This window comes from Reyranella sp. (assembly GCF_004296935.1).
GTDB lineage: Bacteria > Pseudomonadota > Alphaproteobacteria > Reyranellales > Reyranellaceae > Reyranella.
Genome location: NZ_SCVH01000123.1, coordinates 1 through 25611, shown reverse-complemented (window position 1 = coordinate 25611; position 25611 = coordinate 1). Strand labels below are relative to the sequence as shown.

Here is a 25611-nt window from a genome sequence, read left to right as displayed (position 1 = left end):
GCCCGGACCTCCGGCGTGGCCGATCACTATGCCCAGAACGACAGCCACGCCATCGGCCTCACGCGCCGCATCGTGGCCAATCTCAACTGGAAGAAATCGCCGTCGGTATCGCTGCTGGCGCCGCGCGAGCCCAAGTATGCCGCCGACGAGCTTTACGGCGTGGTGCCGATGGACACGCGCACGCCCTACGATATCCGCGAGATCATCGCCCGCCTGGTCGACGGCAGCGAACTCGACGAGTTCAAGCACCTCTATGGCACGACCATCGTGACCGGCTTCGCCCGCATCTGGGGCTATCCGGTCGGCATCGTCGGTAACAACGGCATCCTGTTCAACGAATCGGCGCTGAAGGCCGCGCATTTCATCGAGCTCTGCGGCCAGCGTGGCATTCCGTTGCTGTTCCTGCAGAACATCACGGGTTTCATGGTCGGCAAGAAATATGAGGCAGGCGGCATCGCCCGCGACGGTGCCAAGATGGTGACCGCGGTCTCCACCGTGAATGTGCCGAAATTCACGGTGATCGTCGGCGGCAGCTATGGCGCCGGCAACTACGGCATGTGCGGCCGCGCCTACAGCCCACGCTTCCTGTGGATGTGGCCCTCGGCCCGCATTTCGGTGATGGGCGGTGAGCAAGCGGCCAGCGTGCTGGCCACGGTCCGGCGCGACAATATCGAAGCGAAGGGCGGGACATGGTCGAAGGAGGATGAAGAAGCCTTCAAGCAGCCGGTCCGCGACGCCTATGAGCGCGAGGGACATCCCTATTACGCCACGGCGCGGCTGTGGGACGACGGCATCCTCGATCCCGTCGATACGCGCATGGCGCTGGGCCTGGCACTCTCGGCATCGATGAACCAGCCGATCGGCCCGACCAAGTTCGGCGTCTTCCGGATGTGATCGGAGTATGACTTCCTCCGTCATGACGAAAGCGGAGGGCGGCGTGGCGACGCTCACCCTCAACCGGCCGAAGGAGATGAATTCCCTCGACGCCGACACCGCGCGCGCCATCGTTGCGGCGGTAGAGGATTTCGCCGCCAATGCCGATGTCCGCGTGCTGGTGGTGGCGGGCGAGGGACCTGTCTTCTCGGGCGGTGGCGATTTCAACTGGGTGCTGACCTGGCCCAACGTGGATGCCATCACGCGTCGCGTCGGTGCCGATGCCTTGATGGGCGCGGTCCAGGCGATTTACGACTTCCCCAAGCCCTCGATCGCCCGCGTCCATGGCGCGGCAGTGGGCGGCGGTGTTGGCCTGATGCTGGCTTGCGATTTCGCCATCGCCGTATCGGACGCGCGGTTCGGCCTCACCTCGGCCCGCAACGGCCTGCTCGCGGGCATCGCCATTCCAGTGCTGATCCAGGCAGTGGGACCCCGGGTGGCGCGCCAGCTCCTGATGCACGGTGGCCTGTTCGATTCGGCGACCGCGCTTCGTCTCGGGCTGGTCGACCAGGTGGTCGACGCCGGGGTGCTCGACGAGACGGTGGCGACGCTGGCTTCCGAATTGATGCGCGGCGCGCCGTCGGTGCAGACCCTGGTCAAGAAGCTGATCACCGAGATCGACGCGCTGCCGCACGATTCCAGGTCGGCGGATATTCTGGGCGAGCATGTCGCCCATCAATGCGTGACCGAGGAGGCGCTGGAAGGCATGAGCGCGTTCCTGGAAAAGCGTCAGCCGAAGTGGGCGCCGTGAGGCGGTTCCTGCTCGCCCTGTCGCTTCTGCTGGCGGCGCCGTGCTGGGCGCAATCCGGGGAGAAGCTGTTCGCGGCCGGCAAGGTGCTGGAGCTGGTCGGGCCGACCTTGGGGCAGGCCGTGATTGCCGTTGAACTCTGCGGTATCGGCGACGCGACGCCCTGGAAGAAGGCCGTCGCTGCCATCGACCGCCGCCATGCTCGCTGCATCGCCGAGGACGCGGCCTGGAAGGGACTGACGGAGAAACCCGACGCCCTGGCCGGCACGTTTGCCTTCGACGCCTTCATGACCACCCGCGGCGCCGAGGCGCGTACCCAGGGGGCCACCACCTATTGCCGTCGGGTGCCGTGGAACATGGTCCTCGTGCCAGGTGCTGCCACGGAACAGGCGAAGGAGGCGTTTCTGCGCGAACAGCCCAGGGTCCCGCGTGAAGCTCTGAATGAATTCATCGCGTGGGCGGACTGGGTGCGGGCGCTGGGCGACGACCCGCGCTGGGTCGAGGCGCCGTGCAAGGAATTCTGGCCGGCGTGGCCGAGATAGGATGGCAATGTTCTCCAAGATCCTGATCGCCAACCGCGGCGAGATCGCCTGCCGGGTCATCAAGACGGCGCGGCGGCTCGGCATCAAGACCGTGGCGGTCTTTTCCGACGCCGACCGCGGCGCGCGCCACGTGGCGATGGCCGACGAGGCCGTCCATATCGGCCCGTCGCCGGCGCGCGAGAGCTATCTGCTGGCCGACCGCATCATCGACGCGGCCAGGCGCACCGGCGCCCAGGCGATCCATCCGGGCTACGGGTTCCTGAGCGAAAACGCCGGCTTCGCCGAGGCCTGCGCCAAGGCCGGGCTCGTCTTCATCGGCCCGCCGCCCGCCGCCATCCGCGCCATGGGGTCCAAGAGCGAAGCCAAGAAGATCATGGAAAAGGCCAAGGTGCCGCTGGTGCCGGGCTATCACGGCGACGACCAGTCGCCCGAGCTGCTGGCAAAGGAAGCGGGACGCATCGGCTTCCCTGTTCTGATCAAGGCCTCGGCCGGCGGCGGTGGCAAGGGCATGCGCGTGGTCGAGAGCGCCGACAAATTCGCCGACGCCCTGGCCGGCGCCAAGCGCGAAGCCAAGGCTGCCTTCGCCGACGACCACGTGCTGGTGGAGAAATACCTCACCCGGCCGCGTCACATAGAAATCCAGGTTTTCGCCGACGGACACGGCGGCTGTCTCTATCTCTTCGAGCGCGACTGTTCGATCCAGCGCCGCCATCAGAAGGTGATCGAGGAGGCGCCGGCGCCCAACATGGACACGGCGCGGCGCAAGGCGATGGGCGAGGCGGCGGTCGCGGCGGCCAAGGCCATCGGCTACCAGGGCGCCGGCACGGTCGAATTCATCGCCGACCAGGACGGCACGTTCTTCTTCATGGAGATGAACACCCGGCTCCAGGTCGAGCATCCCGTGACCGAGATGATCACCGGCCAGGACCTGGTCGAATGGCAGCTCGTGGTCGCGGCTGGTGGAAAGATGCCGCGCACGCAGGACCAGCTCCGCATCGACGGCCATGCCGTGGAAGTCCGGCTCTATGCCGAGGACCCGGCGCGGAATTTCCTGCCCTCGACCGGCACGCTGGTGCATCTCAAGCTGCCGGAGGAGGGAGCGCATGTTCGCGTCGACACCGGCGTGCGTCAGGGCGACACGGTCACGCCCTTCTACGATCCGATGATCGCCAAGGTGATCGTGCACGATCGCGACCGGACCTCGGCGCTGCGGCGCATGGCGGCGCTGATGAGTGAGACCGAGGTGGTGGGCGTCACGACCAACGCGTCGCTGCTCAGGGCGCTGTGTGCCCATCCGGCCTTCGTCGGCGGCGAAATCGATACCGGTTTCATCGAGCGTCATCGTGACTCGCTGTTCGCCGCCCTGGCGCCGGCCGATGATCGCGCCTTTGCCGTCGCCACGCTGGCGCGGCTGGCGGAATGGCAGGACAGGGAGCCGACCGCGGGCGATCCCCATTCGCCTTGGAACGAGCAGAACGGGTTTCGGTTGCTCGACGAGGGCCATGACGAGGTGCGCTGGAAAGACGGCGAGCGCGACGTGACCGTGATCGCCCGGCGGCTGCGAGACGGCGGCTTGCGTCTCGAATTGCCCGGCGGCGCACAGGAGGCGCGTGTGCAGCGCACCGACGACGGCAAGCTGGCGATCGGTCTTGGTGGCGACACCTTCGTGGCCACCGTGGTGCGGCGCGTCGCGATCGACGGCGGCGTCGACTACACGCTGTTTTCCGACGGGCGTAGCCGTCGCCTGCGGCTGGTCGATCCGCTCGACCTCTCGATGTACGAGGCCGCGGGAGCGGCCGAGGCGACAGTGCGGGCGCCGTTGCCCGGCAAGATCATCGATCTGCGCGTGAAAGCCGGCGACACGGTGAGCAAGGGCCAGCCCCTGCTGGTGCTCGAGGCCATGAAGATGGAGCACACGCTGGCGGCCCCCGCCGACGGCACGATCAAGAGCGTGCGCTACGCCGTCGGCGAGCAGGTCAACGAAGGCGCCGAGCTGGTGGAGTTCGAGGCTAGTTAGTCCGGATCATGTTCCTCTCCCCCGATAGGGGGAGAGGCTAGGTGAGGGGGCGCCAATCTGAGGCGTCGTCACCGAGGCAGCGAAGTAGCCGCGGCCCACCGCCATGCATGTGACTCTTCGGATAGGTCAGTTCCCAAAACTGACCGGTGTCGCGATGCCGATACAGGACATACCAACCGGATTCATCTGCCTTTTGCTTCTCGAGTTTATGTTCGAGCATGTCATCGATGGTGGTAGCATCCCCGCACGCTAACATGCGAGCGTCGTCAGCTTCCCAGCGATCTCTTAACTCATCGCCTAGCTTGGCCATTGCCCCCTCACCTAACCTCTCCCCCTAGCAGGGGAGAGGAACATGAAGGATGCCATACGAGTGGGTGAGCGGCATGTTTGCATTGGTACTAGTGCGTCACGACCTTGCGGTAGAGGTGCCAGGTCGCGTGGCCGAGGACGGGCAGGACGACGGCGAGGCCGACCAGAAGCGGGATGGCGCCCACGACCAGGCTCGCCGCGATGATCAAGCCCCACATCGCCATCGGTCCGGGATTGGCGCGTACCGCCTGGACCGAGGTGGCGATGGCGGTGCCGACGCCGACATTGCGGTCGAGCAGCAGCGGGAACGAGACCACGCTGATGACCAGCACGGCCAGCGCGAACAGGAAACCCACGCCGATGCCGACGCCGATCATCGTCCAGCCCTGGGGGGTCGTCAGCGCATCGCGGGCGAAGGCGGCCGCCGAAACCGGTGCGTCGGGGCCGAGGGTCACCGTGTAGATGAAGTTGGCGGCGAACAGCCACAGGCAGAACAGTGCCAGCAGCAGCAGGCCCATCACCAGGATGGCGCCGATCGCGGGCGCGCGCACGACGGCGAAGGCGTCTGTCCAGCCGGTGGTGAGGCCCAGCTCGCGCCGCCGGCTCATCTCGTAGAGGCCGACGCCGAACAGCGGGGCGATCAGGGCAAAGCCCGCGACCAACGGAAAGATCAGCGCCACCATGCCGTAGTCGAAGGCCATGCGGGAGATGATCAGGCCGGCAATGGGATAGAGCAGGCAGAGGAAAATGACGTCCGTCCGGCAGGCGCCGAAGTCCCTGAAGCCCTGCGCCAGGGCATCGCCGATGTCGGCGGCGCCGATGCGACGGACCGTGGGCGGAGCTGCGTCCCGGTCTTCCCAGGCACCGTCCATCGTGTGGGCCGTCGCCTCGACGGCGTGGCCCGTCTGCTTGAGATGATCCCAAACCCATTCCAGGGGATTTCGAACGTGGTCCTGCACGGCCATAGTTGCCTCCCTTGCGAACGAAAGAGTTCGAAGGTCGCGGACCGGTCACGAACGCGACGTCGCCGCGATCTACCACGCGGCGAAGTCTACGCCTGTTGGAGGAGGGGCGCTACTGCAGGAACTTGAGGTATTGGGCCACGAAATCGCAACCGACGTCCTTGGCATAGGCGTCGATCAGCCTCCTGGTGATCGGGCCCGGTATCTTGCCGTCGCCGACCTGGGCGCCGTTGAAGTTCTTCACCGGCAGGATGCAGAGGCTGGTCGAAGTCAGGAACATCTCGTCGGCGTTGGCAGCGTCGAACATGTCGATGTCGCCCGGCGTGCAGGCGACGCCGATCTTTTTGGCCATATCCATCGTCATCTGCCGGCTGACGCCCGGCAACACATAGCGTTCGGACGGCGTGAAGAGCTGGCCCTCGCGCACGATGAAGATGTTGCTGCCCATGCCCTCGGCCAGGTTGCCGTTCTCGTCGAGCAGCAGCGCCCAGGCATCGGGGTTGAGCGCCTTCACCGGCTTCTCGGCCATGATCATGTTGAGGTAGTTGTGGGTCTTGGCGCGCGGCGACAGCATCGAGGGAGCAATGCGCCGTGCCGTCGTGGTCATCACCTCGGCGCCGTCGCGGTACTGCTTGGCGCGCTTGGCGAACGGCAGCGGCGTCATCTCGATCACGACGTTGGGGCCGGTATGGTCCCAGCCCTCGTCGCCCACGGCATCGACGCCGCGGCTGACGCGCTGGCCCAGCCACCAGTCGCCGACCTGGGCGCGCAGGTGCTCGTTACGGGCCACGACCTCCTCGCTGTGCGCGATCATCTCCTTGGGCGTGAGGCCGGGGTCGATCTGCAGATAGCGCAGCGAGCGGTAGAAACGGTCGATGTGCTCCTTCAGGCGAAACGGCTGTCCGTTGAAGGTGCGCGTCATGTCGAAGGCGCCGTCGCCGTACTTCCAGCTCCGATCGCGGAACGGAATCACGACGTCGCTTTCGGGCACGAACTTGCCGTTGAACCAGGCGATGCGTTGATTGCTGAGCTGCTGGGCCATGGTGTTTCTCCTGATTTGGCGCGAGTATGCCGCGACGCCCAACGGAGGCAAAATGAATCTTCCAAAGAAGGTCCGCCTGGTCGAAGTGGGCCCGCGCGACGGGCTGCAGAACGAAGCGAAGCCCGTGCCGGTCGAGGCCAAGGTCGCCCTGATCGACGCGCTGTCGGCCGCCGGGCACTCGGCGGTCGAGGCCGGCAGCTTCGTGTCGCCCAAGTGGGTGCCGCAGATGGCCAGCACCGACGAGGTGATGGCCAGGATCAGGCGCAAGCCGGGGGTGAGCTATCCCGTGCTGGTGCCCAACAAGCAGGGCATGAACGGCGCCATCGAGGCCAGGTGCGAGGAGATCGCGATCTTCACGGCGGCCTCGGAGGCGTTTTGCCGCAAGAACACCAACTGCTCGATCGACGAGAGTTTCGAGCGCTTCGCCCCGGTGATGGAGGCGGCGCAGAAGCACGGCATGAAGGTGCGCGGCTACGTCTCGACCGTGATCGCCTGTCCCTACGACGGCAAGGTGGCGCCGGCGAAAGTGGCCGAAGTATCGGAGCGCTTGTTCGAAATGGGCTGCTACGAAGTCTCGCTGGGCGATACGATCGGCGTCGGCACGCCGGGCGAATGCGTCGCCATGATCGATGCCGTCGCGGCAAAGATGCCGCGCGAAAAGATCGCGGCACATTTCCACGACACCTATGGCCAGTCTCTGGCCAACATCATGGCCGTCATGGAACGCGGCATCGCCGTGTTCGACACCGCGGTGGCGGGCCTGGGTGGCTGTCCCTACGCCAAGGGCGCTTCGGGCAACGTCGGCACCGAGGACGTGCTCTACCTGATGAACGGTCTCGGCATCGCCCACGGCGTCGACCTCGACGCGATCGCCAAGGCCGGCCGCGAGATCTGCGTCGCGCTAGGGCGCGAACCTGCGTCCAAGGTGGCGCAGGCGCTCAAGGCCAAAGCGGCCTAGGCTGCCTTACTTCGTGGCCTTGTCGAAGGCGAGGCCGAATCCCAGGAGCGGCACCTCGATCGTGATCGCCCGCTTGGTCGCGTCATAGACGGTGATCCTGAGTATCTTGCCGGTGCGCATGGCCGCCAGCAGCGTATCCTTCAGCGGCAGGGTGACGAAGCATCCGGCGGCGGTGCAGGTCTGCACCGGAACTTTCTCGGCCGTTCCATCGTCGACCTTGATCTGGATCGGCTCGGCGAGGTTGATCCCGAGCGGCAGTTGCAGGGCGAGCGCCGGCGCCTTGGTGTCCGGGGCAATGCGGGCGGCGAGCTGCACGACGAGCTGCTTGTCCGCCTGGTTGACCATCTGCTGCACGGCGCGGCAGTCGAGCGTCTTGCCGTCGCCTGAACATTCGACGCGCCAGGCCGACGGTGCCGCGTCCTGCGTCAGGGCTGGCGTCGCCGGGCCGAGGGCGAGGACGACCGTCGCGGCCATCAGAAAGAGCCCGCGCATCGACGTGCGCGCAAGAGGATGGTCCAACGTCATTCCTGAAGAGGCTCCTGTCCCGCCCATGCCTGGGCCAAGTCCATGAATCCAGGACTTTGGCCGACCTGACAAGGGCTTAGATCAGCGTCGCTCGACGATGCGCACCGTGACCGAGGTTGAGCGGCCGGCCTCGTCGACGACGGCGACTCGCGCCTGGCCGGGCCCGTCGGGCACCCACCTGGCACTGTCGAGCGGGCGGCCGTCGACAAGCCAGCGCAGGCGGCCTTCGCCCCCCATGGCGCTGAGCGGCACCGCCTCTCGGGTGCCGAGCTCGATGCGGGCGTCGGCCGGCGGATAGGCAATGCGCGGTCCGCCGTGGCTCTCGACCGCCGGCGCGAGCGTACGCATGCGCTGAGGCAGATCGCGGTGGGAGGCGACGCGGAGCACGTCGGGCGGCGGTGGGGCGGCGCGGTTGTCCTCGGCGGGCAGGCGGCTGAAAGCCTTGAAGGCGATCGGCAGTGCCGAGAGGCGGCCGAGCTGGCCGGGACGCGGCGTGCCGTCGGCGTGGCCGACCCAGACGACGACCGTCCAGTTGGTGCTATAGGCCGCGGCCCAGGCATCGCGGAAGCCGGCGGAGGTGCCGGTCTTGAAGGCGATGCGGCGGTCGCGCAGAGCCACGGGGAGGGAAGCGAAGCCCTCGGGCAGAGGCGCGTCGGCCAGCACGTCGGCGACATACCAGGCGGCGGTCGGGCCGATCAGCCGCACCGGCGTTGGCGCCGGCCGGTCGCGGCGCACGATCGGGGGGGCGAACGTGCCACCGTTGGCGAGGCCGGCATAGAGCCCGGCCATTTCCAGCGGCGAGACGGTGGCGCTGCCGAGCGCAATGCCCAGTGAATTGCCGGCGTCGCCCGGCGGCAGGCCCGGCGAGACGCCGGCTGTGCGCAAGGTCGAGAGGAAGCGCTGCGGCCCGACCTTTTCCATCGCCAGCACGGCCGGGACGTTCAAGGATTGCTGCAGCGCGCGGCGCACGGTGACGGCGCCCTGGTGGTCGCGGTCGAAGTTGCGTGGCAGCCAGTCGCGGAAACGCACGGGCACGTCCTCGACCAGCGAGGCGGGGTGCAGCGTGCGGTCGTCGAACGCCATGGCGTAGATCAACGGCTTCAGTGCCGAGCCAGGGGAGCGGCGGGCGCGCACCAGGTCGACCTGGCCGGTGCGGCCGAAGAAATCGGAGCCGCCCAGCCACGCCACGACGCCACCGGTGCGATTGTCGAGCACGACCATGGCGATCTCGGCCTTGTCGGTGAACTGGCCACGCTCCTCGGTTGCAAGCTGGGCGAGGGCCGCCTGCAGCTCGAAGCGCAACGTCGCCGGCACCGTCGTGCCCGGCGACTGGCCTGCAAGCCAGACGGACAGATGTGGCGCCTGCATCGGCAGCGCGAGGCGGCGGTCGGGTGCGGGCCGACTGATGGCTCTGTCGTGAGAGGCCTGGTCGACGATGCCATGCTCCAGGCCGCGCACCAGCACGCGGTCGCGCGCGGCTCGGGCCCGGGCGGTGGCACGATCGGGCCGGCGGCGTTCGGGCGATTGCGGGACGGCGACCAGCAGGGCGGCCTCGGCGGCGCTGAGTTGTCTGGGCTCCTTGCCGAAATAGGCGAAGGAGGCGGCGCGCACGCCTTCGAGATTGCCGCCCATCGGCGCCAGGGTGAGATAGATCGCCAGCACCTCGTGCTTGGAGTAGCGCCACTCGAGCTGCAGCGCGCGGGCCGACTGGATCAGCTTGGTGGTGAAGCTGCGCGGCCGCGGCTCGAGCAGGCGAGCAGCCTGCATGGAAAGGGTCGAGGCGCCCGAGACGATTCGTCCGCGTCCGAGCCACTGGCCGGCCGCGCGTGCCGCTGCCAGTGGATCGACGCCCCAGTGCTGATCGAAGCGGCGGTCCTCGTAGGCCTTGAGCAGAGCGAGATAAAGTGGATCGACGTCATCGGCCGTGGTCCTGAGCCGCCACTTGCCGTCTGCCGTGGTGAAGGCGCGCAGCAGCCGGCCGTTGGCGTCGACGACCTCGGTCGATCGGTCCTGGTAGCGCGCGAGGTTGGGCGGGAACAGCCGATCGAGCGTCAGCAGCCCGGCCGCCAGACCCGCGGCGGCCAGGGCAAATCCGACAAGGAGGCGACGGCCGATCATCGGATCAGCGCGGCGCGACCGTGACGCGGCCCATGGCGCTGCGGGCATAGACGCGTGGGGCATACATGTCGGAGACGTTCACCGCCGGCAGCGCGAAGGTGCCGGGCGTCACGGCGCGAACGATGTAGGCGACATGGTAGGAGTTGCCGAAACGATTTTCGTTGTCCCACCACGAGCGGTAGGGCCGGTCGCCCAGGTTGAAGGACGCGAAGAAGCGGTCATCGCGGCCTTCGGCGATCCTGGGCACGGTGAGCTTGGACAGGAACGGGAACGACTTCGCCGTTTCCTCGTTCAGCACCGATTCGATCTCGAAGCCGGCGGGCAACAGATCGAGCAATGCCACTTCATGGTAGCCGCCTTCCAGGTTGCGCCCGCTCACCGACACGATCAGCCGGTCATTCTGGCGGATCTGGCTGAGGTCGGCGGTCTCACCGGCCAACGTCAGGTGGCGCCGCGTGACGCTGAAGCCGTTGGCTCCCGCCGGCTGCGGATCGCGCGGCACGCCGCGCGCCGTCACCTGCATCCAGACGGCCTTGTCGCCGTCGTTCCTGACGCGCAGACCGCGGTCGATCCTCGCCTGATCGGGATTGATCACGACCGGTTCAGCGGTCGATTTGCGCGGTTCGCCGTCGACCGAGTAGGCGAAGTCACCACCACCGGCCAGCGCCCGCGCGGCAAGCACCAGCCACGCCTGCTCCTGCGTGGTCGTGTCCTCGATCCGCGCCGTCAGCCGTTCGCGCACCGAGGCCACGACCTGGGTCACGCCCTCGCGGCCGCCGGCTTCCGAGGCGAGCGCCAGAAGGGCCGCGCGGTTGCGCAGCGGCGAGCCGTAGTAGTCGTTGGGATCGGGCTGGTCGATGTGCTGGCGGGCAAGCCCGAAGGCGAGGCGCGCGCGGCCAGGCTCGCCCACCTGATTCAGCGCCGCCGCGAGTTGGGCCCAGGCGAGGCCGCCTTTGATCTCCGAGCCCTTCGTGTCCTGGAAATAGCGAACACGGCCGGGGTCGGCGAGGCCCGCCTTGGCCAGCACGTACCAGGCATAGGCCTGGGCGTTGGGCGACAGTCGGTCGGCTGTGCGATTGAGCCAGGTGAGGCCACGCTGCAGCGATGCCGCCGGCACGGCCATCTGCTGGTCGCGGGCGCGCAGCAGGAAGTCGAGGGCGTAGCTCTGCAGCCATTCGGCGGCGGCATCGCCGAACGGCCCCCACATGCCGAACGAACCGTCGTGGAGCTGCATGTCGACGATGCGGTAAACTGCGTCCTGGACGCGGTCGCCGATCCGCGGATCGGCCGGCCCGTACCCCAACAGCGCCACGTCGTTGTAGTAGAGCAGCGGCAGGGCGCGGCTGGTGGTCTGCTCGATGCAACCGTAGGGATATTTGTCGAGGGCGCGCAGCAAGGCGGGCACGTCGATACCGGGCGTGCGCGACAGCGCCACGCTCACCACTGCCGTGCCCGGCGCGAAGGCGGCCGTCACGTTGCGATCGAGCGTCAGTTCACGCGCGGGCTCGAGCTGGGCCACGGTGTCGATGGCGGTCGGCGTCTGGGCCGCCCGGACCTGGATGTCCCATTCGCGTTTGACTGCGAAGTTGCCCGGCCCGGCGACGGAGACCATGACCTTGCCGAAGCCGGGATCCCCGGCGCGGAGAGACCACGACAGCAGATCGCGCTGGTTGGCGGCGAGGCGCCGCGTTTCGGCCACCGGCCGCTCCAGTGCCACGGCGCCGGTGGCTTCCAGCGTCACCCGGTAGTCGCCCGCCTGGCCCTCGACATTGTGCAGCGACAGCGCCACGCGGCCGTTGTCGCCGGGTGCCAGGAAGCGCGGCAGTACGACGTCGGCGGTGACGGCATCGCGCACGAACAGGCGGTGTTCGGCCGAGCCCACGCGGCTCTTGCCGTAGGCGACCGCCATCAGCCGGAGCTGGCCGATGAAGTCGGGGATATCGAGCGCGATCCGGGCCTCGCCCTTGTCGTCGAGCTTCACGGGGCCGCTGAACAGGGCCACGGTTCGCGTGGGTACGATGTCGAGACCGCCGATGTCGCCGGAATCGCCGCCGGTCCGGATGCGGCCGAGATCGTCGGCGCGTCCGTCGAGCAGACGGCCGTAATCGTCGCGCATGGCGACACCGAGTTGGCGCTTGCCGAAGTAGAAGTCGGCAGGGTTGGGCGTGCGGAAGCGCGTGAGTTGCAGGATGCCCTCGTCGACCGCCGCCAGCGTGATGAACGCCTCTTCGCCCTTGAGGTTGGCGACGCGCACCGGCACCTCGATACGCTGGCGCGGAGTCACTTTCTCGGGCGCCCCGATCTGGACGCCCAAGGTGCGCAGTGCCGGATCGAGCGCGAGCCAGGCCGCCCCGATGGCGCGGGTCGGCGTGCGGTCGGCTGGTGCCGACAGCGGTCGCCATGCCGTCACCAGAGCATAGGCACCGGCCCCCCATTCGGCCTTCATCGGTACGTCGATGGTGGTGCCGCCGGCGGGAACCCGGGCGGTGTAAGTCGCCACGATGCGGTCGGTGGCGATGGCGACCAGTGCCTCGCCGGCAAACGGCGCCTCGATGCGCAGCCGCGCCGTGTCGCCCGGAGCATAGTTCTGCTTGTCGCTCGCCACCCGCAGCGTATCGGGCGTCTCCTCGGCGGCGGTGCCGCCGTACCAGCCGACGTAGAACGTCGTGCTGCTGGAGGTGTTCTTCTCCTTGTCGACGATCGTGAGACGATGTGCGCCCCAGTTCAGGCGGCGCGCGAGCCGCGTGGGGGCGTCGGCCTTGAGCGCGATCGTGTCGGCAATCAGCAGGCGCTCGTTGGGAGTCGCCTGCCAGCGCCAGCGGCCGTCGACCTGGTACCACTGGTAGCCATACTCGATCCGGTCGATGCGATATTCGACGGCCGGCCGCGCGATCTGCGCGCCCACGGCATCGACGGCCACGATATCGAACTCGGTATCGACGCCTTCGCGCGAGTAGCGACCCTCGAATGTCGGTCGGATGCCGAGGTAGGCCTCGCGGCTGCGCATCGGCACGACCTTGTCGGCCTTGGTGGCGCGGCCGCCGCCGGGTTCGAACACCCGGGCCGTGAGCTGTGCACGGAGCGGCAGGACGGTATCCTTCACCTGGTCGCCGCCCCATTCGAGACGCGACTTGCCGGCGTCGTCGGTTTCCGGCGCCGTGAGCGTGATGAACGGCGGTTCGAACTTCTCGCGCTCGCTTTCCGGTCCGAACCGGTACTTGGCAAAGGCGGGGAAGGGCTGGTCATCGACGGTGACGCGCATGTCGGCTTCGACCGAGAGACCCGAGGCCGGCGCGCCATAGAGGAAGTCGGCCGATACGGCAAAGCCGTTGTCCCGGCCGGGACGCAGGATCGTCTCGTCGGAGGTGAGCTCGACCTTGAGCTTCTCGGGCACGAAATCCTCGACCGAGAAGTCGACGCGGCCGACCGGCGCGGCCCGGGGATCGATGTGGGCCGCCACCGACCAGCGGCCGCGGCGCGAGGATTTTGGCAGAGCGATCGCCTGGTTCACGGCGCCCGCGGCCTGGAGCGCATGAGTGAAGCGCGTGAACTCGGTGCCGTCGGGCCGCTTCACGATCAGGGTCACGGGCATATTGGCGAGTGCCGTCGCGCCGGCGTCGCGCAGCAGTGCCATGAGCTGCACCGTCTCACCGGGGCGGTAGATGCCGCGTTCGGTGTAGAGGAAGGCATCGACCGGCCCGGGCTGGGCACGGCCGTCGATGCCGCGATCCGAGAGATCGAACGCGGCCTTGCTGAGTTCGAGGCGTGAGAATTCCTGCTTGGCGGCATCCGAGGCCATGACGGCGGCGGGCTCCGCTGCACCCCGGCCCTTCATCAATCCGGCGGCGAAGCTCGCCCGGCCGTCGGCTGCGGTGATGGCCTTGGCGATGGGCTCGTTGCCGCGCGACAGCAGCACGACCTCGAGGCCGGCCAGTGGCTGGGCGCTCTGCAGCGAGCGCGCGAAGACGTTGAGGCCGTCGTCGCCGCTGAAAGTGGTGAGCGCGATGTCGGTGTCGATCACCCAGAGACCGGAGGCGCTGGAGCTGGATTGATCCTCATCGTCGTCGTCGTTCTGTGACGGCGGGCGCGCCGAGTTCCAGGCCACGACGAAGTAGGCACCGGGCTTCCAGTCCTTGATCGTCTCGCGGATGGGGAAGGCGGTGATGACCGGCTGGTTGGCGACGTTGCGCACTTCCATGGTGCCGCGCCACAGCCGGACGCCGTTGGAGCCGTTCAGCCACGACCGCAACGACCACGACTCGGTGATCGGCTCCGAGCCGGGGAAGGTGGCGTCGTAGCGATCGCCGGCAAAGCGCTCGATCGCGCGCTCGTTGACGCGATAGACGGCGACGCCGACCTTCGAGACGTTGATCGTGGTGATCGGCAGGCCGGCGGCAGAGCCGCGCGGCAGGATGAAGCCCTTGCCGGGCAGCGTGACGACGGCGGGACGCGCGCCCATCGCGACTTCCACCGTTCGCTCCGCGTCCAGCTTGGCGCCGTCGCGGCCGGGGAAACCCTGGAGCAGCGTGACTTTGTAGTCCTGGCCGTAGGTGAGGCCGCCGACGCACAGGCGGTCGTCGACCACGCGCAATGCCGACTTCACCTCCGGCTCGATGCGGACATAGTCGGCGTACTTCACGTCGCCGGTGGCCAGCGGCTTGTTGAAGGCGAGGCAGGCCTCGCCATCGGCGCGCGAACTGTCGATGCCGAGGCGGCGGTAGGCGAAGGGCTCGTTGGGCGCGGCGGCAGGCTGGGCGATCGGCGTCGGCGCCGGGGAGCCCGAAGGAGGTGCAGTCGGCGCGGGCGGTGCCACCGGGGCAGGCGAGGCCGTCGAGGCGGTGCGTGGCGGCGGGGCGGGGCGGTCGAGCTGCTCGCCCGGCGCTCCGATGAGATAGCCTGCGATGCCGGACCCCAGCATCAGGGCCACAACCAAGGCAGCCAGCGTCGACCTATTCATGAGAGCCCCCACAGCAAGCGCGCGAAGTCTAGTCCGCCGATTGTGAAGACACTGTGGAGACTGGCGAGGGTGTTGTGAATGTTCCGGAGCTGTGGCGCTTCCGACACGCTGTGGATAGGCCCGGCTTGAGCGCCCCCGCATTGCGTTCTAATCGCAAGCGATGGTGTTGCATCTCATCAAGCTCGCGGTCGGCGTCGACGACCTTGCCCATATGAAAGTGGTCCAGTCGGCGCGCCGCAAGCAGCGTCGGCAAAGCCCTCGCTCTCCCCATTGGGTCTATACCCGGAACTCCCCGCGGCGGGCCGAGGAGCTGCTCGAGGGCGGCTCGCTCTATTGGGTCGTGCGCGGCGTCATCCGCTGCCGCCAGGAACTGGTTGGTTTCGAGCAGGACTTCGACCGGGAAGAGGCCCGGAAATACTGCCGGATCAAGGTCCGGCGCACCCTGGTGCCGACCGCGCCGCAGGCCTGCAAGGCCTTCCAGGGCTGGCGCTACCTCGACCCCAAAAGTGCGCCACCCGACCTGTCGCAGGGCGACACTGCCGACATGCCGCCGGAAATGGCAGCCGAGCTGAAGCGACTGGGGCTTCTCTAGCGGCCCCGGCCTCTAGCGGCCCCGGTCTCTAGCGGCTCGTGAGCTTCAGTTCGATGCGCCGGTTGCGGGCGCGGTCGATGGTCGACAGCGGCTGGTACTGACCGTAGCCGGCGGCGACCAGGCGATCGTTCGGGATGCCTTCCTTGTGCAGGAATTTCACCACCGCGATGGCCCGGGCGGCGGACAGTTCCCAATTGGATGGAAAGATCGCATTACTGATCGGCGTGCTGTCGGTGTGCCCGTCGACCTGGAGCACCCAGTTGATGTTGCTGGGAATCCGGGAGGAAATTTCGACCAGCCTTTGGGCGACGCTGGCGAGCTGCTTCTCGCCGCCGGGCTGGAGAACCGCCGAACCCGACGGGAACAGCACTTCCGACTGGAAGACGAAACGGTCGCCCACGATCTGCACGTCGCGCTGGCCGGCAAGAGCCTCGCGCAGCTTGCCGAAGAACTCGGAGCGGTAGCGCGCCAGTTCCTCGACCTTGCTGGCGAGCGCCCGGTTGAGCTTCTGGCCGAGGTCGACGATCTGGACCTGCTGCTCCTTGGCTTTGGTGTCGGCGGCATCGAGCGCGACATTGAGGCGGGCGAGTTCTTCCTTGAGTCCGGCCAGCTCGGCGGTGAGCCGCACGACGGCGGCCTTCTGCTCGGCGGTGAGCTTCTGCTCCTCGGTGAGGTCGGAGAAGAACTTGCCCTTCTCCTCGTTGGCGGCGGCCAGCGAAGCCGCCAGGCGCGTGAGCTCCAGTCTCTGGCGCTCGATCTCCTTCTGCAGGTCGGCGCCCTTGGCCTCGGCGTCGCTGGTCGCCTGCTTCAGTACCCCGGCAAGTCGGTCGCGTTCGCTGAGCATCGAGGTCAGGCGTTCGGTGAGCTGGTCGCGCTCGATCTTGAGGGCATCCGCCGACCGGCGCTCGGCGGCGAGGTCGGCGCTCAGGCGATCGCGTTCGCCGCTCGACTGACGAAGCTGCAGGGCAAGCTTCTCTAGATCCTGCTGAAGTCCCTGGCTCGCCTTCTTCTCGATCGACAGCTGGCCGGCGAGGTCGCCAATCTGCTTGTTCAGCGTGTCGATGGCGCTGTCGCGGTTGTTGAGGGCATCCGACAGGGTGAACTGCGCGACGCTGAACAGCGACAGCAGGAAGATCAGTACCATCAACAGCGTCGTGAGCGCATCGACGTAGCCCGGCCACGTATAGTCGGCGGCTCCGGCACGGCGGCGGGACGAGGCGGCCGCCATGTCGCGCTACCCTTCGCTCGGAGGGAGGCTGTGGCCGCGGGTCGAGGCTATGGTGCGGGCGAGCAGCCGGAACTCGCCGCGCAGTTCGTCGGCCAGCGCTGTGCGGCTGCGCACGCTTTCCTCGACAAGGCGGGTGAGGCTCGCCTCGATGCTTCGCTGATGGGCCAGCAGCGCCTCGCGGTCGCCTTCGGGCGAGCGCTCGGACAGGCGGTTGACGGTGCCGCGCAGTTCGATCGAGTGCTCGGCCAGGCGCGCGAGCAGGGTCTGCTGGGCACGCATGGTCTCGGCCAGGGCGGCGAGGCGCTCGACCAGGGTGGCGCTGGCGCTGGCCGTCGCTTCGCGGCTCTCTTCGCTGCGCCGGAGCGTGCGGGTGAGTTCGTCGAGCCCGTCGGCGGTGCGCTCGAGCAGGGCCTCGACATAGGCAGAGACACCCTGCTCGCCTTCCAGGCTGCCGCTGGAGAGGTGAGTGGCGCCGGCCAGCCATTCCTCGAGTTCGATATGGAAGCGGCCCTGGGCCTGGCTCGCCTGCAACTCGAGGAAGCCGAGCACCAGCGAGCCGGAGAGGCCGAACAGCGAGGCGCCGAACGCCGTCGCCATGCCCTTGAGCGGGCCGTCGATGCTGGCCTTGAGCTTGGCGAACATCTGCACGGCATCGCCGCCCGTGACCTGCAGGCCGTTGATGGCGTCGGCAACCGCGCCGATGGTCTCCAGCAGGCCCCAGAAGGTGCCGAGCAGGCCGAGGAAGATCAGCAGCCCGATCAGGTAGCGCGTGAGTTCGCGCCGCTCGTCGAGGCGTGTCGCGATGCCGTCGAGCAGCGCGCGCGTGGCCGTCGGTGACAGTCGGAAATTGTCCTGCCGCTCGCCCAGCATCGCCGCCATCGGCGCCAGCAGGTTGATCGAATGGGTCTCGAGCAGGGGCGCTCCCTGCTCGCGGTGCTGGAAGCGGCGCAACCACCGTACCTCGGGCCAGAGCGAGATGACCTGGCGCATGACGAAGAAGATGCCGATCGCGAGCACGCCCACGATGACGCCGTTCAGGATCGGCGTGTTCAGGAACACGCGCAGCAGGTCTTCGTGCAGCAGGTAGGCGAGGCCCGCGACGGCTGCCAGGAACAGCAGCATGCGGATCAGATAGGGCAGCGGATTGCTCATGCGTTCAGCCGCGGCCGCGGTGCGGCTGGAGGTCGATCACGAGTTGGGCACCAGGATGTCGACGCGTTCGCTGCCGCCGCCCCTGCTGTCGCCGCCGTAGGCACCGACCTCGATGCGGGCCTTCACGCCCTTGTCGATCAGGTAGCTGCGAACGACCAGGGCACGGGCCAGCGAGATCTTGCGGCTGTCCGGATCGGCGCCGCCGGCATAGGCGCGGATCTCGATCTGGCGCAGGCTGCGATCGCCGAGGTTCTTGGCCAGGCGATCGAGATCGGTCTTGCCGGCCTCGTTGAGTTCCGCCGACTGGCCGGTAAAGGCGATGGTCGCGGCCACGGCGCCCTTGGGCGGCTGGGCCACCGGCTCGGGTGGCAGAGGCGGGGCAGCGGCCGCCACGGCGCGCGGCGGAGGTGTTGGCGTTGGCGTCGGCGCGACAGCCGGAGGCGTCGGCACTGCTGCGACAGGGGCTGCGGCGGCGGGTGGCGGCGTCGGTGCGGGCTCGGGGCGTACGGTGACGGATGAAGCGGCCGGCGGCGAATGAGGTGGCGGCGGCGTGTACGTCGGTTCCGGCGTGTAGCTCGCGCGTCGCGACGGAGCGTTGCCAAGCTCGGGGATCGCCACCATCCGGCTTTCGATCGGACCGGGAGGCGGCGCCGGCAGGTAGGCGCCCGGATTGTAGCTGTAGACGGGCGCCGGCACGCCGGCAGAGACCGTGCCGGCAGAGACGACACCAGCAGAAACGACACCGGCAGAAACAGGATAGGTCGCGCCGACGTTGCCACCGCCCTGCCAGGGATTGAAGGCAGGTCCACCGGCCATCGGGCCGACCGTGTCGACGATCGGGTAGGCCGCCTGTCGGCCATACTGCGGCACTGGTCCACCGGGCAGGCCGACGCCGGAATAGGGGTTGAAGGCCGTCACGTTCGGTCCCTGGGCGAAGGCAGCCGACGCAGCGCCGAGGCCCAGAACAGCGAGGGCGAGACTGCGCGCAGCGACCGAAGACGTTGGCATAACCGATTGCCTTTCAAAGGATTTGGCGAGTCGAGACAGTCTACAGCAGGGGTGTGCGCTGGCGGGCGGAGGATAGCCAATGGAGACAGCCTGCTCAACCTGCTGGCGATGGGGACATAACGTCTCCGGTTGACGAAATCCGCTGCGGTCGATGGCGATGAAGACCCTCCTCCCTATGCAGGACCGTCACGGGCCCTACACTCGTCATGCTCTTTTCGCATGGAGTGGGACATGGACCTAAAGGAGTTGCGGGCCTTCTGCAGCGTGGCGGCCGGCGGCGGCTTCAGCCGCGCGGCGGCGGCGCTGGGTGTGGCGCAGTCCGTCTTGAGCCGCCAGGTCTCGGCGCTGGAAGTCGAACTGGGCGGGCGGCTGTTCCATCGCACCGGACGGGGCGTGCTGCCGACCGAGCTGGGGCTGGCGCTGCTGCCGCGCGCCAAGGGCTTGCTGGCCGAGGCGGAGCAGCTCCTGGTCGAAGCCGGCGGCATGCGGGGCAGTCCGGTCGGCAGTGTCGATCTCGGCGTTGTCCCGGGTTGGGCCCAGCCGTTGATCAGCACGCTCTGCTCCCGCGTGATGCGCGACTATCCCAGGGTCCGCCTGCGCGTCCACGAAGCCTACAGCGGCGAGGTCGAGGACTGGGTGGCCAGCGGCCGCGTCGAGGTCGCGATCTTCAACCGCTATCGTCGCGGCGCGGTGCGCGGTGCCGAGCCGGTGATGCGCGGCGACATGATGCTGGTGGGCCCGCGCGGCCATGCCGCGCTCCGCCACAAGGAAGTGCCGTTCCGTGCCCTGGCCGACGTGCCGCTCGCCGCGCCGGTCTGGCCCAATGGCCTCACGGCGGTGATGATCGAGCATGCCGCGCGCCAGGGTATCGCCCTCAACTTCGTGATGGAGGGCAGTTCCTCGGCAATCCTGCGCGAGGCGGTGGCGCGCAGCGGTCTCTGCACGGTCTTTCCGAGCGGCTTCACCGCGCGCGAGATGACGGGGCCACAGTTCGCGGCCTCGCGCATCGTGAAACCGGCCATCGAGCAGACGACATGGCTGGCCGTCGGCACCCATCGCCCGGCCTCGCTCGCCGCGCGCACGGTGGCTCGTTTGGTTCGGGAAATTCTGAAGGCGGGCTAGAGCGACGCTCTAGAGTGATTCGGCGGGCCGGCTGCCGGTCAGGATCTCGACCATCGAATCGCGCAGGCCGGCGTTGCTGGCCAGGATCGAGGGACCGCCCAGGACATAGGGCTGGCCCGAGATATCGCCGACGAAGCCGCCTGCTTCGCGCACCAGCAGAAGGCCGGCGGCGACATCCCAAGGTGCCAGGCCAAATTCAAAATGGGCATCGAAGCGGCCGGCAGCCACGAACGCGAGATCGAGAGCCGCGGCGCCCCAGCGGCGCACGCCTGCGGTACGCTCCATCACGGCGGCGAGCTTGGGAACGTAGTCGGCGTGACCACTTTTGCCGATATGGAGCATGCCGGTACCGACCAGGGCGCGCGCCGGATCCTTGCGGCCCGACACACGCAGCCGGCGCGACCGGGCAGCCGGCGTGTCGACGTAGGCGCCGCTGCCCTTCTCGGCCCAGAACAGCTCGTCGGAGATCGGCTGGTAGACGACGCCGGCGATGATCTCGCCATCGCGCTCTAGGCCGATCGAAATGGCGAAGTGCGGTACGCCATGGAGAAAGTTGGTCGTGCCGTCGAGCGGATCGACGATCCAGCGGTTGCGGCCGTCGCCCTTGATCTCCGTGCTCTCCTCGCCGAGGAAGCCGTACTCCGGCCGCGTCTTCAGCAGTTCGGCGCGGAGCACGCGCTCGGCCTTGATGTCGGCGTGGCTGACGAAATCGCCCGGACCCTTTTCCGAGACCTGCAGGTTCTCGACTTCGCCGAAGTCGCGCTTGAGGTTCTTGGCCGCGGCAAAGGCGGCGCGGATCATCACGGTGATGGTGGCCGAGCGCGGCGCCAGCGAACGGCGTTCGGGCGGACCCGAACGCTCGCGGCCCGGCGCCATCGGGGCGCGGCCGATGCGCGCGACGGGGCGATCGCCGAAGGAGCGGTCTCTGGGGGGGCGATCGGTGGGGAGGGCCACGGCGCAGTTAATCCTTGGCGCGTTCCATGTAGCTGCCATCCTCGGTGTTGATCACCAGGCGCGTGCCGACGCCGATATGCGGCGGCACCATCACGCGGATGCCGCCCTCGACAACGGCCGGCTTGTACGACGAGGAGGCCGACTGGCCCTTGACCACGGCATCGGCCTCGATGACGGAGAGCGTCACGGTCTTGGGCAGTTCGATGCCGACCGGCGTACCTTCGTAGAGCGAGACGGAGACTTCCATGCCGTCCTGGAGGAAGCGGGCGAGATCGGCGTCGAGCACGTCGGCGCCGACCGCCAGCTGCTCGAAATTCTCCTTGTCCATGAAGGTGTAGCCGTTCTCGTCCTTGAACAGGAAGGTGCACTCGCGGTCGTCGATATGGACGTGTTCGATCGTTTCGCCGGAGCGGAAGCGTTCCTGCAGCTTGTTGCCTTCGCGCAGTGCCTTGGCTTCGATGGCCACGAAGGCACCACCCTTGCCGGGGCTGATGTGCTCGACCTTGGAGGCCACCCAGAGCTTGCCGTTGTATTCGATGACGTTGCCGGCGCGAATGGAATTGACGGGAACTTTCATGGGCTTACCGGGGGCTCGTCGTGGGTTCGGATGAATGGAATTCGGCCTCGTCCGCGGGGCGCGGGCCGAGGCCGACGGGCGGCCTTCTATCAAAGGCGGCGGGGGGCCGCAACCGGGCCTCGCAGCGGAGGCCGGGCCTTCAGAGGCCCAGTTCGGCCTGCTTCTTCTTCGGCAGGGCGGCGGCGATCACGGCATGGGCCCGCTTGAGATAGGCCCTGGTCTCGGCCGGTGTCAGGATCCTGGGGTCGTCGAGCGCCACCCATTTGGCGCGCGCCAGATAGGGCGCCGGGCGGAAACCTTCGGAGCGGCTGAGCGCCTCGTAGTGCTCGGGCGGACACTTGAAGCAGACCCGGCCAACCGAATGGTCGGGCGGGGCGATCAGGCAGAACATCTTGCCGCCCACCTTGAAGACGATTACGCCCTCCCATTGCACGGTGCGGGTCGCGGCGGGCAGCTTGCTGCAGAAGGCGTCGATCTGTTTGGGCGTCATGGCGGCCGCACCCTACACGGCGTCCGCGGCGCATGCGATGGTCCGGCATGACCGAGTGGCGACCCGACAAGCTCAGCCGACGCCTGCCGCATCTGGCGGCGCGTGCCCGCCTGCAGGCGGCGATGCGGCAGTGGTTCGCCGGCGAGGGCTTCGTCGAGGTCGAGACGCCGATCCTGCAGGTGGCGCCGGGCGCCGAAGTCCATCTCTCGGGCTTCGCCACGGAATGGGAACTGCCCGACGGCGAGGAGCGCGAGCGCTGGCTGCACAGCTCGCCCGAGTTCGCGATGAAGAAGCTCTTGGCCGGCGGCATTCCAAAGCTGTTCCAGTTCGCGCGCGTGTTCCGGAATGCCGAGGGCTCGGCGCTGCATCATCCGGAATTTACCATGCTGGAATGGTATCGCGCCGGAGTGGGCTATGAAGCGATCATGGCCGATTGCGCGGCGCTGCTGGCGCTCACCGGGGTCGAGGAATTGCGCTGGCAGGATCATCGCTGCGATCCCCACGCCGCGCCCGAGCGCTTGACCGTGGCCGAGGCTTTCCAGCGCCATGCCGGCGTCGACCTGTTCGCCACCGTCGGCAACGCCGAGAAACTCTCCCAGGCTTCGGGGGTTGCAATGCATGCCGGCGACAGCTGGGACGATGTCTTCTTCCGCATCATGTTCGAAAAGATCGAGAAGCGCCTCGGCATGGGGCGGCCGACCATCCTCTGCGAGTACCCGATCGCGATGGCGGCGCTCGCGCGCGCCAAGCCGGGCGATCCGCGGGTGGCCGAGCGCTTCGAGCTCTATGCCTGCGGCGTCGAACTCGCCAACGCCTTCGGCGAGCTCACCGACCCGGAAATCCAGAGGACGCGCTTGCAGGCGGATATGGACGAGAAAGAACGGCTCTATGGCCTGCGCTGGCCGGTCGACGGCGATTTCCTGGCCGCCCTCGATCACGGCCTGCCGGATTGTGCCGGCGTGGCGCTGGGCTTCGACCGTCTGGTGATGCTGGCGACAGGCGCCAGCCACATCGAGGACGTCCTGTGGTTACCGGTCCGCTGAAAAGAGCTCGTTGAAGGCGCGGACGGCGGCTTCCGGTCCGTCGTTGTGGTTCCAGACACCGCCCGCGACCGCGAGGAAATCGGCACCGGCCGCTATCACCGGCCGGCAGTTCTCGACCGTGATGCCGCCGATCGCCACGCACGGAATCTCGAACAGCTCGCTCCACCATTCGATGATTTCCAGTGACGCCGGTGTCGTGACGGCCTTGGTGGTCGAAGGAAAGAAGGCGCCGAAGGCCACGTAGTCGGCGCCGGCTTCGCCCGCGGTCATGGCGAGGTCGCGCGAGGCCTTGCAGGTGACGCCGATCTGGCGCTGCGGGCCCACGATGCGCCGCGCCTCGGCATAGGACATGTCGTCCTGGCCGACATGCACGCCATCGCAGTCGAGCTTCACCGCGAGGTCGGGCCGGTCGTTCATGATGAAGGCCACGTCGCGTTGCTGGCAGATCGGCCGCAGGGTATCGGCCGCACGCGCGATCGCGTCGTCGGTCACGTCCTTCAGGCGAAGCTGGAAGGCGGCGACGTCGCCGCCATTCAACGCGGCACGCAGATCGTCGGCGAAGATCGCGGGATGCTCGAGGCGCTCGGGGGAGATGAGGTAAAGGCGGGTCATGTGAGTCGGGCATGGTTTATGCGGTCTCCGCCGTGCCGTCGAGTCGGCCTGCCGTCCCGGCTTCCGCCGGTCAGAAACTTGTCGTTGTCCCCACCTGCGGGATGGTCTAATGGCGCCCATCTGCCGAGCGGGTGATTGTGAGCAAAGCCAAGCCAACGAAGACTGTCTTGCTGGTGTTGGTATCAACAATCGCAAGCCTGCTCCTGGGAATCGAAGTCGCGGCCTACCTGACGGTTCCAGGCATCGCCATGTCGTCCGAGGGCGATGCGCTGGTGATCTTCGACCCCGAGGTCGGCGCGATCCCCAATCCCAACGCGCACAACAGGCGCATCTATCCCGCCATCAAGGACAGGAAGGCCTTCGCCTTCGATGTCTACACCAACGATCGCGGAGCCCGCGTCGACGGGCCCGGCGAACGGAGCCCGGCCCGCGTCGATATCGTCACGCTGGGCGACTCCTTCACCTGGGGGTACGCCCTCCAGAATCCAGAGACCTATGCGAGCACGATCGGGCGGGAACTCAAGGCGAGCGTCTCCAACCTCGCCATGGCGAGTTACGGCACCACGCAATCACTGCAGATCCTGCGGCGAAACCGCGATCTCGCGCCCAGGCTGATCGTCTACGGCATGATCGCCCATCATTTCGAGCGCAACGTCATGCCGTGCGCGCCGTCCTACTACCCGTTCTGCCTCGACGTTTCCCATGTCACGCCGGACGAGCAGGGCAGGCTCCGGATCGCGCCGCCGTGGAGCAACGGCGTACGGCGCCTCCAGCAGCAGCTCGCGGGTGACTACTACTACAATCCGGTGACATGGCTGACGCATGGCATCGACGTGATCCAGGGCCGGATCGAATACGCGCGGGCCACGTTCGACGAGGCCGACGAGGCCACGAAGGACCGCGCCATGGCGTTCCTGCTGCGCGAGATGGAACGCACCGCGGCCGAGATGGGCAGCCAGCTGCTCGTCGTCTACCTGCCCACGAACTACTGGGGGCCGCCCAAGGGCCTGGCGCGCGTCATCGGCAACATCCGGCTGCTCGATCTCACCGAGAGTTTTGCGCGCAACAAGGAAGCGGGTGGGCCCAATCCCTATATCGTCGGCGACGGCCACCCGAGTGCCGCCGGCAACGCGCTGATCGCCAGCGAGATCGCGAAATACGTCCGCCGCGAGGGACTGCTCAAATAGCTGCGGGCTTGCGCCCGCAGCCCGAGCCTTCGGTGGCTACATCTTGCCCTGGTAGATGCTGATGATCTTGTCGAGCATGTCGAGCGCCTGGTCGCGTGGGCGCTGGAAGGTGTTGCGGCCGATGATCGAGCCGTTGGCGCCGCCGTCGCGCAGGCCGCGCACCTCGGCGAAGAGGCCTTCGAGATCCTTGGCCTCGCCGCCGGAGAACACCACGATGCGGCGGCCGTTGAAGGTCGCTTGCATCACGTGCTTGATGCGGGCGGCCAGCGTCGAGGTGTCGACATTGGCCTTCTCGTAGGCGGCCTTGGCCTCGGGCTGCCACAGCACGTTGGTCGGCGGCTTCACCTTGATGATGTGGGCGCCGAGCAGGGCCGCGATGTGGGCGGCATAGGCGCAGACGTCGAGCGCCGTCTCGCCCGCCTTGTCGAGCTTGCCGCCGCGCGGATAGGACCACATGACGACGGCGAGGCCGACCGACTTGGCCTCCTCCGACATCTCGCGGATCTCTTCCATCATCTCGTACTGGTCTTCCGAG

Annotated in this window: 22 protein-coding genes and 1 pseudogene; 9 read left to right on the top strand and 14 right to left on the bottom strand. The window is 67.9% G+C overall.

Features of this window, described 5'->3' with window-relative positions; genetic code table 11:
* From EPO55_RS17630 to EPO55_RS17615, 4 genes are all read left to right on the top strand, one after another.
* The coding region (locus tag EPO55_RS17630; RefSeq protein ID WP_296338356.1) for a carboxyl transferase domain-containing protein at positions 1–894 on the top strand (894 nt) is incomplete at its 5' end.
* 22 nt (positions 895–916) lie between these two features.
* Positions 917–1684 (top strand): enoyl-CoA hydratase-related protein, encoded by a 768-nt coding sequence (locus EPO55_RS17625; RefSeq protein WP_296338355.1) that lies wholly within the window; start codon positions 917–919, stop codon positions 1682–1684.
* A complete protein-coding gene (locus EPO55_RS17620) occupies positions 1681–2223 on the top strand; it encodes a hypothetical protein (RefSeq protein WP_296338354.1) in 543 nt (180 codons plus the stop codon). Before EPO55_RS17625 ends, EPO55_RS17620 begins: the two co-directional genes overlap by 4 nt.
* A 7-nt stretch (positions 2224–2230) precedes the next feature.
* Positions 2231–4240: an acetyl/propionyl/methylcrotonyl-CoA carboxylase subunit alpha gene (locus tag EPO55_RS17615; RefSeq protein WP_296338352.1), complete on the top strand. Its 2010-nt coding sequence runs from the start codon at positions 2231–2233 to the stop codon at positions 4238–4240.
* Between the two features lie 37 nt (positions 4241–4277).
* Here the strand turns inward: EPO55_RS17615 and EPO55_RS17610 are convergent, their stop codons facing one another.
* From EPO55_RS17610 to EPO55_RS17600, 3 genes are all read right to left on the bottom strand, one after another.
* On the bottom strand, positions 4278–4550 hold the full coding sequence (locus tag EPO55_RS17610; protein ID WP_296338350.1) for an Imm27 family immunity protein: 273 nt from the start codon (positions 4548–4550) through the stop codon (positions 4278–4280).
* 88 nt (positions 4551–4638) lie between these two features.
* Complete coding sequence (locus EPO55_RS17605) at positions 4639–5514, bottom strand: DUF2189 domain-containing protein (protein WP_296338348.1); 876 nt, start codon at positions 5512–5514, stop codon at positions 4639–4641.
* 109 nt (positions 5515–5623) lie between these two features.
* Positions 5624–6553, bottom strand: a complete 930-nt coding sequence (locus tag EPO55_RS17600) for an aminotransferase class IV (RefSeq protein WP_296338347.1) — start codon at positions 6551–6553, stop codon at positions 5624–5626.
* Between the two features lie 52 nt (positions 6554–6605).
* Here EPO55_RS17600 and EPO55_RS17595 point away from each other — a divergent pair, with 52 nt between their 5' ends.
* Positions 6606–7511, top strand: coding sequence for a hydroxymethylglutaryl-CoA lyase (locus tag EPO55_RS17595; protein WP_296338346.1), 906 nt, complete (start codon positions 6606–6608; stop codon positions 7509–7511).
* 6 nt (positions 7512–7517) lie between these two features.
* On the opposite strand, the gene EPO55_RS17590 is transcribed toward EPO55_RS17595, so the two are convergent.
* The 3 genes from EPO55_RS17590 to EPO55_RS17580 all read right to left on the bottom strand — a co-directional run bounded on the left by EPO55_RS17590 (position 7518) and on the right by EPO55_RS17580 (position 15111).
* Positions 7518–8036 (bottom strand): invasion associated locus B family protein, encoded by a 519-nt coding sequence (locus EPO55_RS17590; RefSeq protein WP_296338345.1) that lies wholly within the window; start codon positions 8034–8036, stop codon positions 7518–7520.
* 81 nt (positions 8037–8117) lie between these two features.
* Positions 8118–10154, bottom strand: coding sequence for a penicillin-binding protein 1C (pbpC, locus tag EPO55_RS17585; RefSeq protein ID WP_296338344.1), 2037 nt, complete (start codon positions 10152–10154; stop codon positions 8118–8120).
* A gap of 4 nt (positions 10155–10158) precedes the next feature.
* Positions 10159–15111, bottom strand: a complete 4953-nt coding sequence (locus EPO55_RS17580) for an alpha-2-macroglobulin (protein WP_296338343.1) — start codon at positions 15109–15111, stop codon at positions 10159–10161.
* Between the two features lie 160 nt (positions 15112–15271).
* Between EPO55_RS17580 and EPO55_RS17575 the strand changes: the two genes are divergently transcribed.
* A complete protein-coding gene (locus EPO55_RS17575; RefSeq protein ID WP_296338342.1) occupies positions 15272–15703 on the top strand; it encodes a DUF1489 domain-containing protein in 432 nt (143 codons plus the stop codon).
* 28 nt (positions 15704–15731) lie between these two features.
* Here the strand turns inward: EPO55_RS17575 and EPO55_RS17570 are convergent, their stop codons facing one another.
* Genes EPO55_RS17570 through EPO55_RS17560 form a run of 3 tightly spaced genes read right to left on the bottom strand, consistent with a single transcriptional unit; the run spans position 15732 to position 19091 of the window.
* Positions 15732–16931: a peptidoglycan -binding protein gene (locus tag EPO55_RS17570; protein WP_296338340.1), complete on the bottom strand. Its 1200-nt coding sequence runs from the start codon at positions 16929–16931 to the stop codon at positions 15732–15734.
* Between the two features lie 6 nt (positions 16932–16937).
* Complete coding sequence (locus EPO55_RS17565) at positions 16938–18083, bottom strand: flagellar motor protein MotA (RefSeq protein ID WP_296338339.1); 1146 nt, start codon at positions 18081–18083, stop codon at positions 16938–16940.
* A gap of 36 nt (positions 18084–18119) precedes the next feature.
* Positions 18120–19091 (bottom strand): OmpA family protein, encoded by a 972-nt coding sequence (locus tag EPO55_RS17560; protein ID WP_296338338.1) that lies wholly within the window; start codon positions 19089–19091, stop codon positions 18120–18122.
* A 231-nt stretch (positions 19092–19322) separates the two neighbouring features.
* Here EPO55_RS17560 and EPO55_RS17555 point away from each other — a divergent pair, with 231 nt between their 5' ends.
* Entirely contained in the window at positions 19323–20213 is an 891-nt protein-coding gene (locus tag EPO55_RS17555; protein WP_296338337.1) for a LysR family transcriptional regulator, read from the top strand.
* A gap of 9 nt (positions 20214–20222) precedes the next feature.
* Here the strand turns inward: EPO55_RS17555 and EPO55_RS17550 are convergent, their stop codons facing one another.
* From EPO55_RS17550 to EPO55_RS17540, 3 genes are all read right to left on the bottom strand, one after another.
* On the bottom strand, positions 20223–21089 hold the full coding sequence (locus EPO55_RS17550) for an inositol monophosphatase family protein (RefSeq protein WP_296338357.1): 867 nt from the start codon (positions 21087–21089) through the stop codon (positions 20223–20225).
* A gap of 85 nt (positions 21090–21174) precedes the next feature.
* Positions 21175–21744, bottom strand: coding sequence for an elongation factor P (efp, locus tag EPO55_RS17545; RefSeq protein WP_296338336.1), 570 nt, complete (start codon positions 21742–21744; stop codon positions 21175–21177).
* A 139-nt stretch (positions 21745–21883) separates the two neighbouring features.
* Positions 21884–22234, bottom strand: coding sequence for an MmcQ/YjbR family DNA-binding protein (locus EPO55_RS17540; protein WP_296338335.1), 351 nt, complete (start codon positions 22232–22234; stop codon positions 21884–21886).
* Between the two features lie 47 nt (positions 22235–22281).
* Here EPO55_RS17540 and epmA point away from each other — a divergent pair, with 47 nt between their 5' ends.
* The gene (gene epmA, locus EPO55_RS17535; protein WP_296338334.1) at positions 22282–23277 is read left to right on the top strand and encodes an EF-P lysine aminoacylase EpmA; all 996 of its coding nucleotides are present in this window, start codon (positions 22282–22284) and stop codon (positions 23275–23277) included.
* Here epmA and thiE read toward each other — a convergent pair.
* Positions 23263–23889, bottom strand: a complete 627-nt coding sequence (thiE, locus tag EPO55_RS17530) for a thiamine phosphate synthase (protein ID WP_296338333.1) — start codon at positions 23887–23889, stop codon at positions 23263–23265. The two genes, epmA and thiE, sit on opposite strands and share 15 nt — an antisense overlap.
* 173 nt (positions 23890–24062) lie before the next feature.
* Between thiE and EPO55_RS17525 the strand changes: the two genes are divergently transcribed.
* Positions 24063–25076, top strand: coding sequence for a hypothetical protein (locus EPO55_RS17525; RefSeq protein WP_296338332.1), 1014 nt, complete (start codon positions 24063–24065; stop codon positions 25074–25076).
* A gap of 36 nt (positions 25077–25112) precedes the next feature.
* On the opposite strand, the pseudogene EPO55_RS17520 reads toward EPO55_RS17525, so the two are convergent.
* Positions 25113–25611: pseudogene (locus EPO55_RS17520) on the bottom strand (fructose-bisphosphate aldolase); the annotation flags it as partial.

Coding starts and splice junctions, on each gene's coding strand:
- EPO55_RS17575 (WP_296338342.1), top strand. CDS start 15,272: ATGGTGTTGCATCTCATCAAGCTCGCGGTCGGCGTCGACGACCTTGCC.
- EPO55_RS17605 (WP_296338348.1), bottom strand. CDS start 5,514: ATGGCCGTGCAGGACCACGTTCGAAATCCCCTGGAATGGGTTTGGGAT.
- thiE (WP_296338333.1), bottom strand. CDS start 23,889: ATGACCCGCCTTTACCTCATCTCCCCCGAGCGCCTCGAGCATCCCGCG.
- EPO55_RS17540 (WP_296338335.1), bottom strand. CDS start 22,234: ATGACGCCCAAACAGATCGACGCCTTCTGCAGCAAGCTGCCCGCCGCG.
- EPO55_RS17550 (WP_296338357.1), bottom strand. CDS start 21,089: ATGGCGCCGGGCCGCGAGCGTTCGGGTCCGCCCGAACGCCGTTCGCTG.
- EPO55_RS17570 (WP_296338340.1), bottom strand. CDS start 16,931: ATGGCGGCCGCCTCGTCCCGCCGCCGTGCCGGAGCCGCCGACTATACG.
- EPO55_RS17625 (WP_296338355.1), top strand. CDS start 917: ATGACGAAAGCGGAGGGCGGCGTGGCGACGCTCACCCTCAACCGGCCG.
- EPO55_RS17600 (WP_296338347.1), bottom strand. CDS start 6,553: ATGGCCCAGCAGCTCAGCAATCAACGCATCGCCTGGTTCAACGGCAAG.
- EPO55_RS17560 (WP_296338338.1), bottom strand. CDS start 19,091: ATGCCAACGTCTTCGGTCGCTGCGCGCAGTCTCGCCCTCGCTGTTCTG.
- EPO55_RS17580 (WP_296338343.1), bottom strand. CDS start 15,111: ATGAATAGGTCGACGCTGGCTGCCTTGGTTGTGGCCCTGATGCTGGGG.
- pbpC (WP_296338344.1), bottom strand. CDS start 10,154: ATGATCGGCCGTCGCCTCCTTGTCGGATTTGCCCTGGCCGCCGCGGGT.
- EPO55_RS17555 (WP_296338337.1), top strand. CDS start 19,323: ATGGACCTAAAGGAGTTGCGGGCCTTCTGCAGCGTGGCGGCCGGCGGC.
- epmA (WP_296338334.1), top strand. CDS start 22,282: ATGACCGAGTGGCGACCCGACAAGCTCAGCCGACGCCTGCCGCATCTG.
- efp (WP_296338336.1), bottom strand. CDS start 21,744: ATGAAAGTTCCCGTCAATTCCATTCGCGCCGGCAACGTCATCGAATAC.
- EPO55_RS17590 (WP_296338345.1), bottom strand. CDS start 8,036: ATGACGTTGGACCATCCTCTTGCGCGCACGTCGATGCGCGGGCTCTTT.
- EPO55_RS17610 (WP_296338350.1), bottom strand. CDS start 4,550: ATGGCCAAGCTAGGCGATGAGTTAAGAGATCGCTGGGAAGCTGACGAC.
- EPO55_RS17595 (WP_296338346.1), top strand. CDS start 6,606: ATGAATCTTCCAAAGAAGGTCCGCCTGGTCGAAGTGGGCCCGCGCGAC.
- EPO55_RS17565 (WP_296338339.1), bottom strand. CDS start 18,083: ATGAGCAATCCGCTGCCCTATCTGATCCGCATGCTGCTGTTCCTGGCA.
- EPO55_RS17615 (WP_296338352.1), top strand. CDS start 2,231: ATGTTCTCCAAGATCCTGATCGCCAACCGCGGCGAGATCGCCTGCCGG.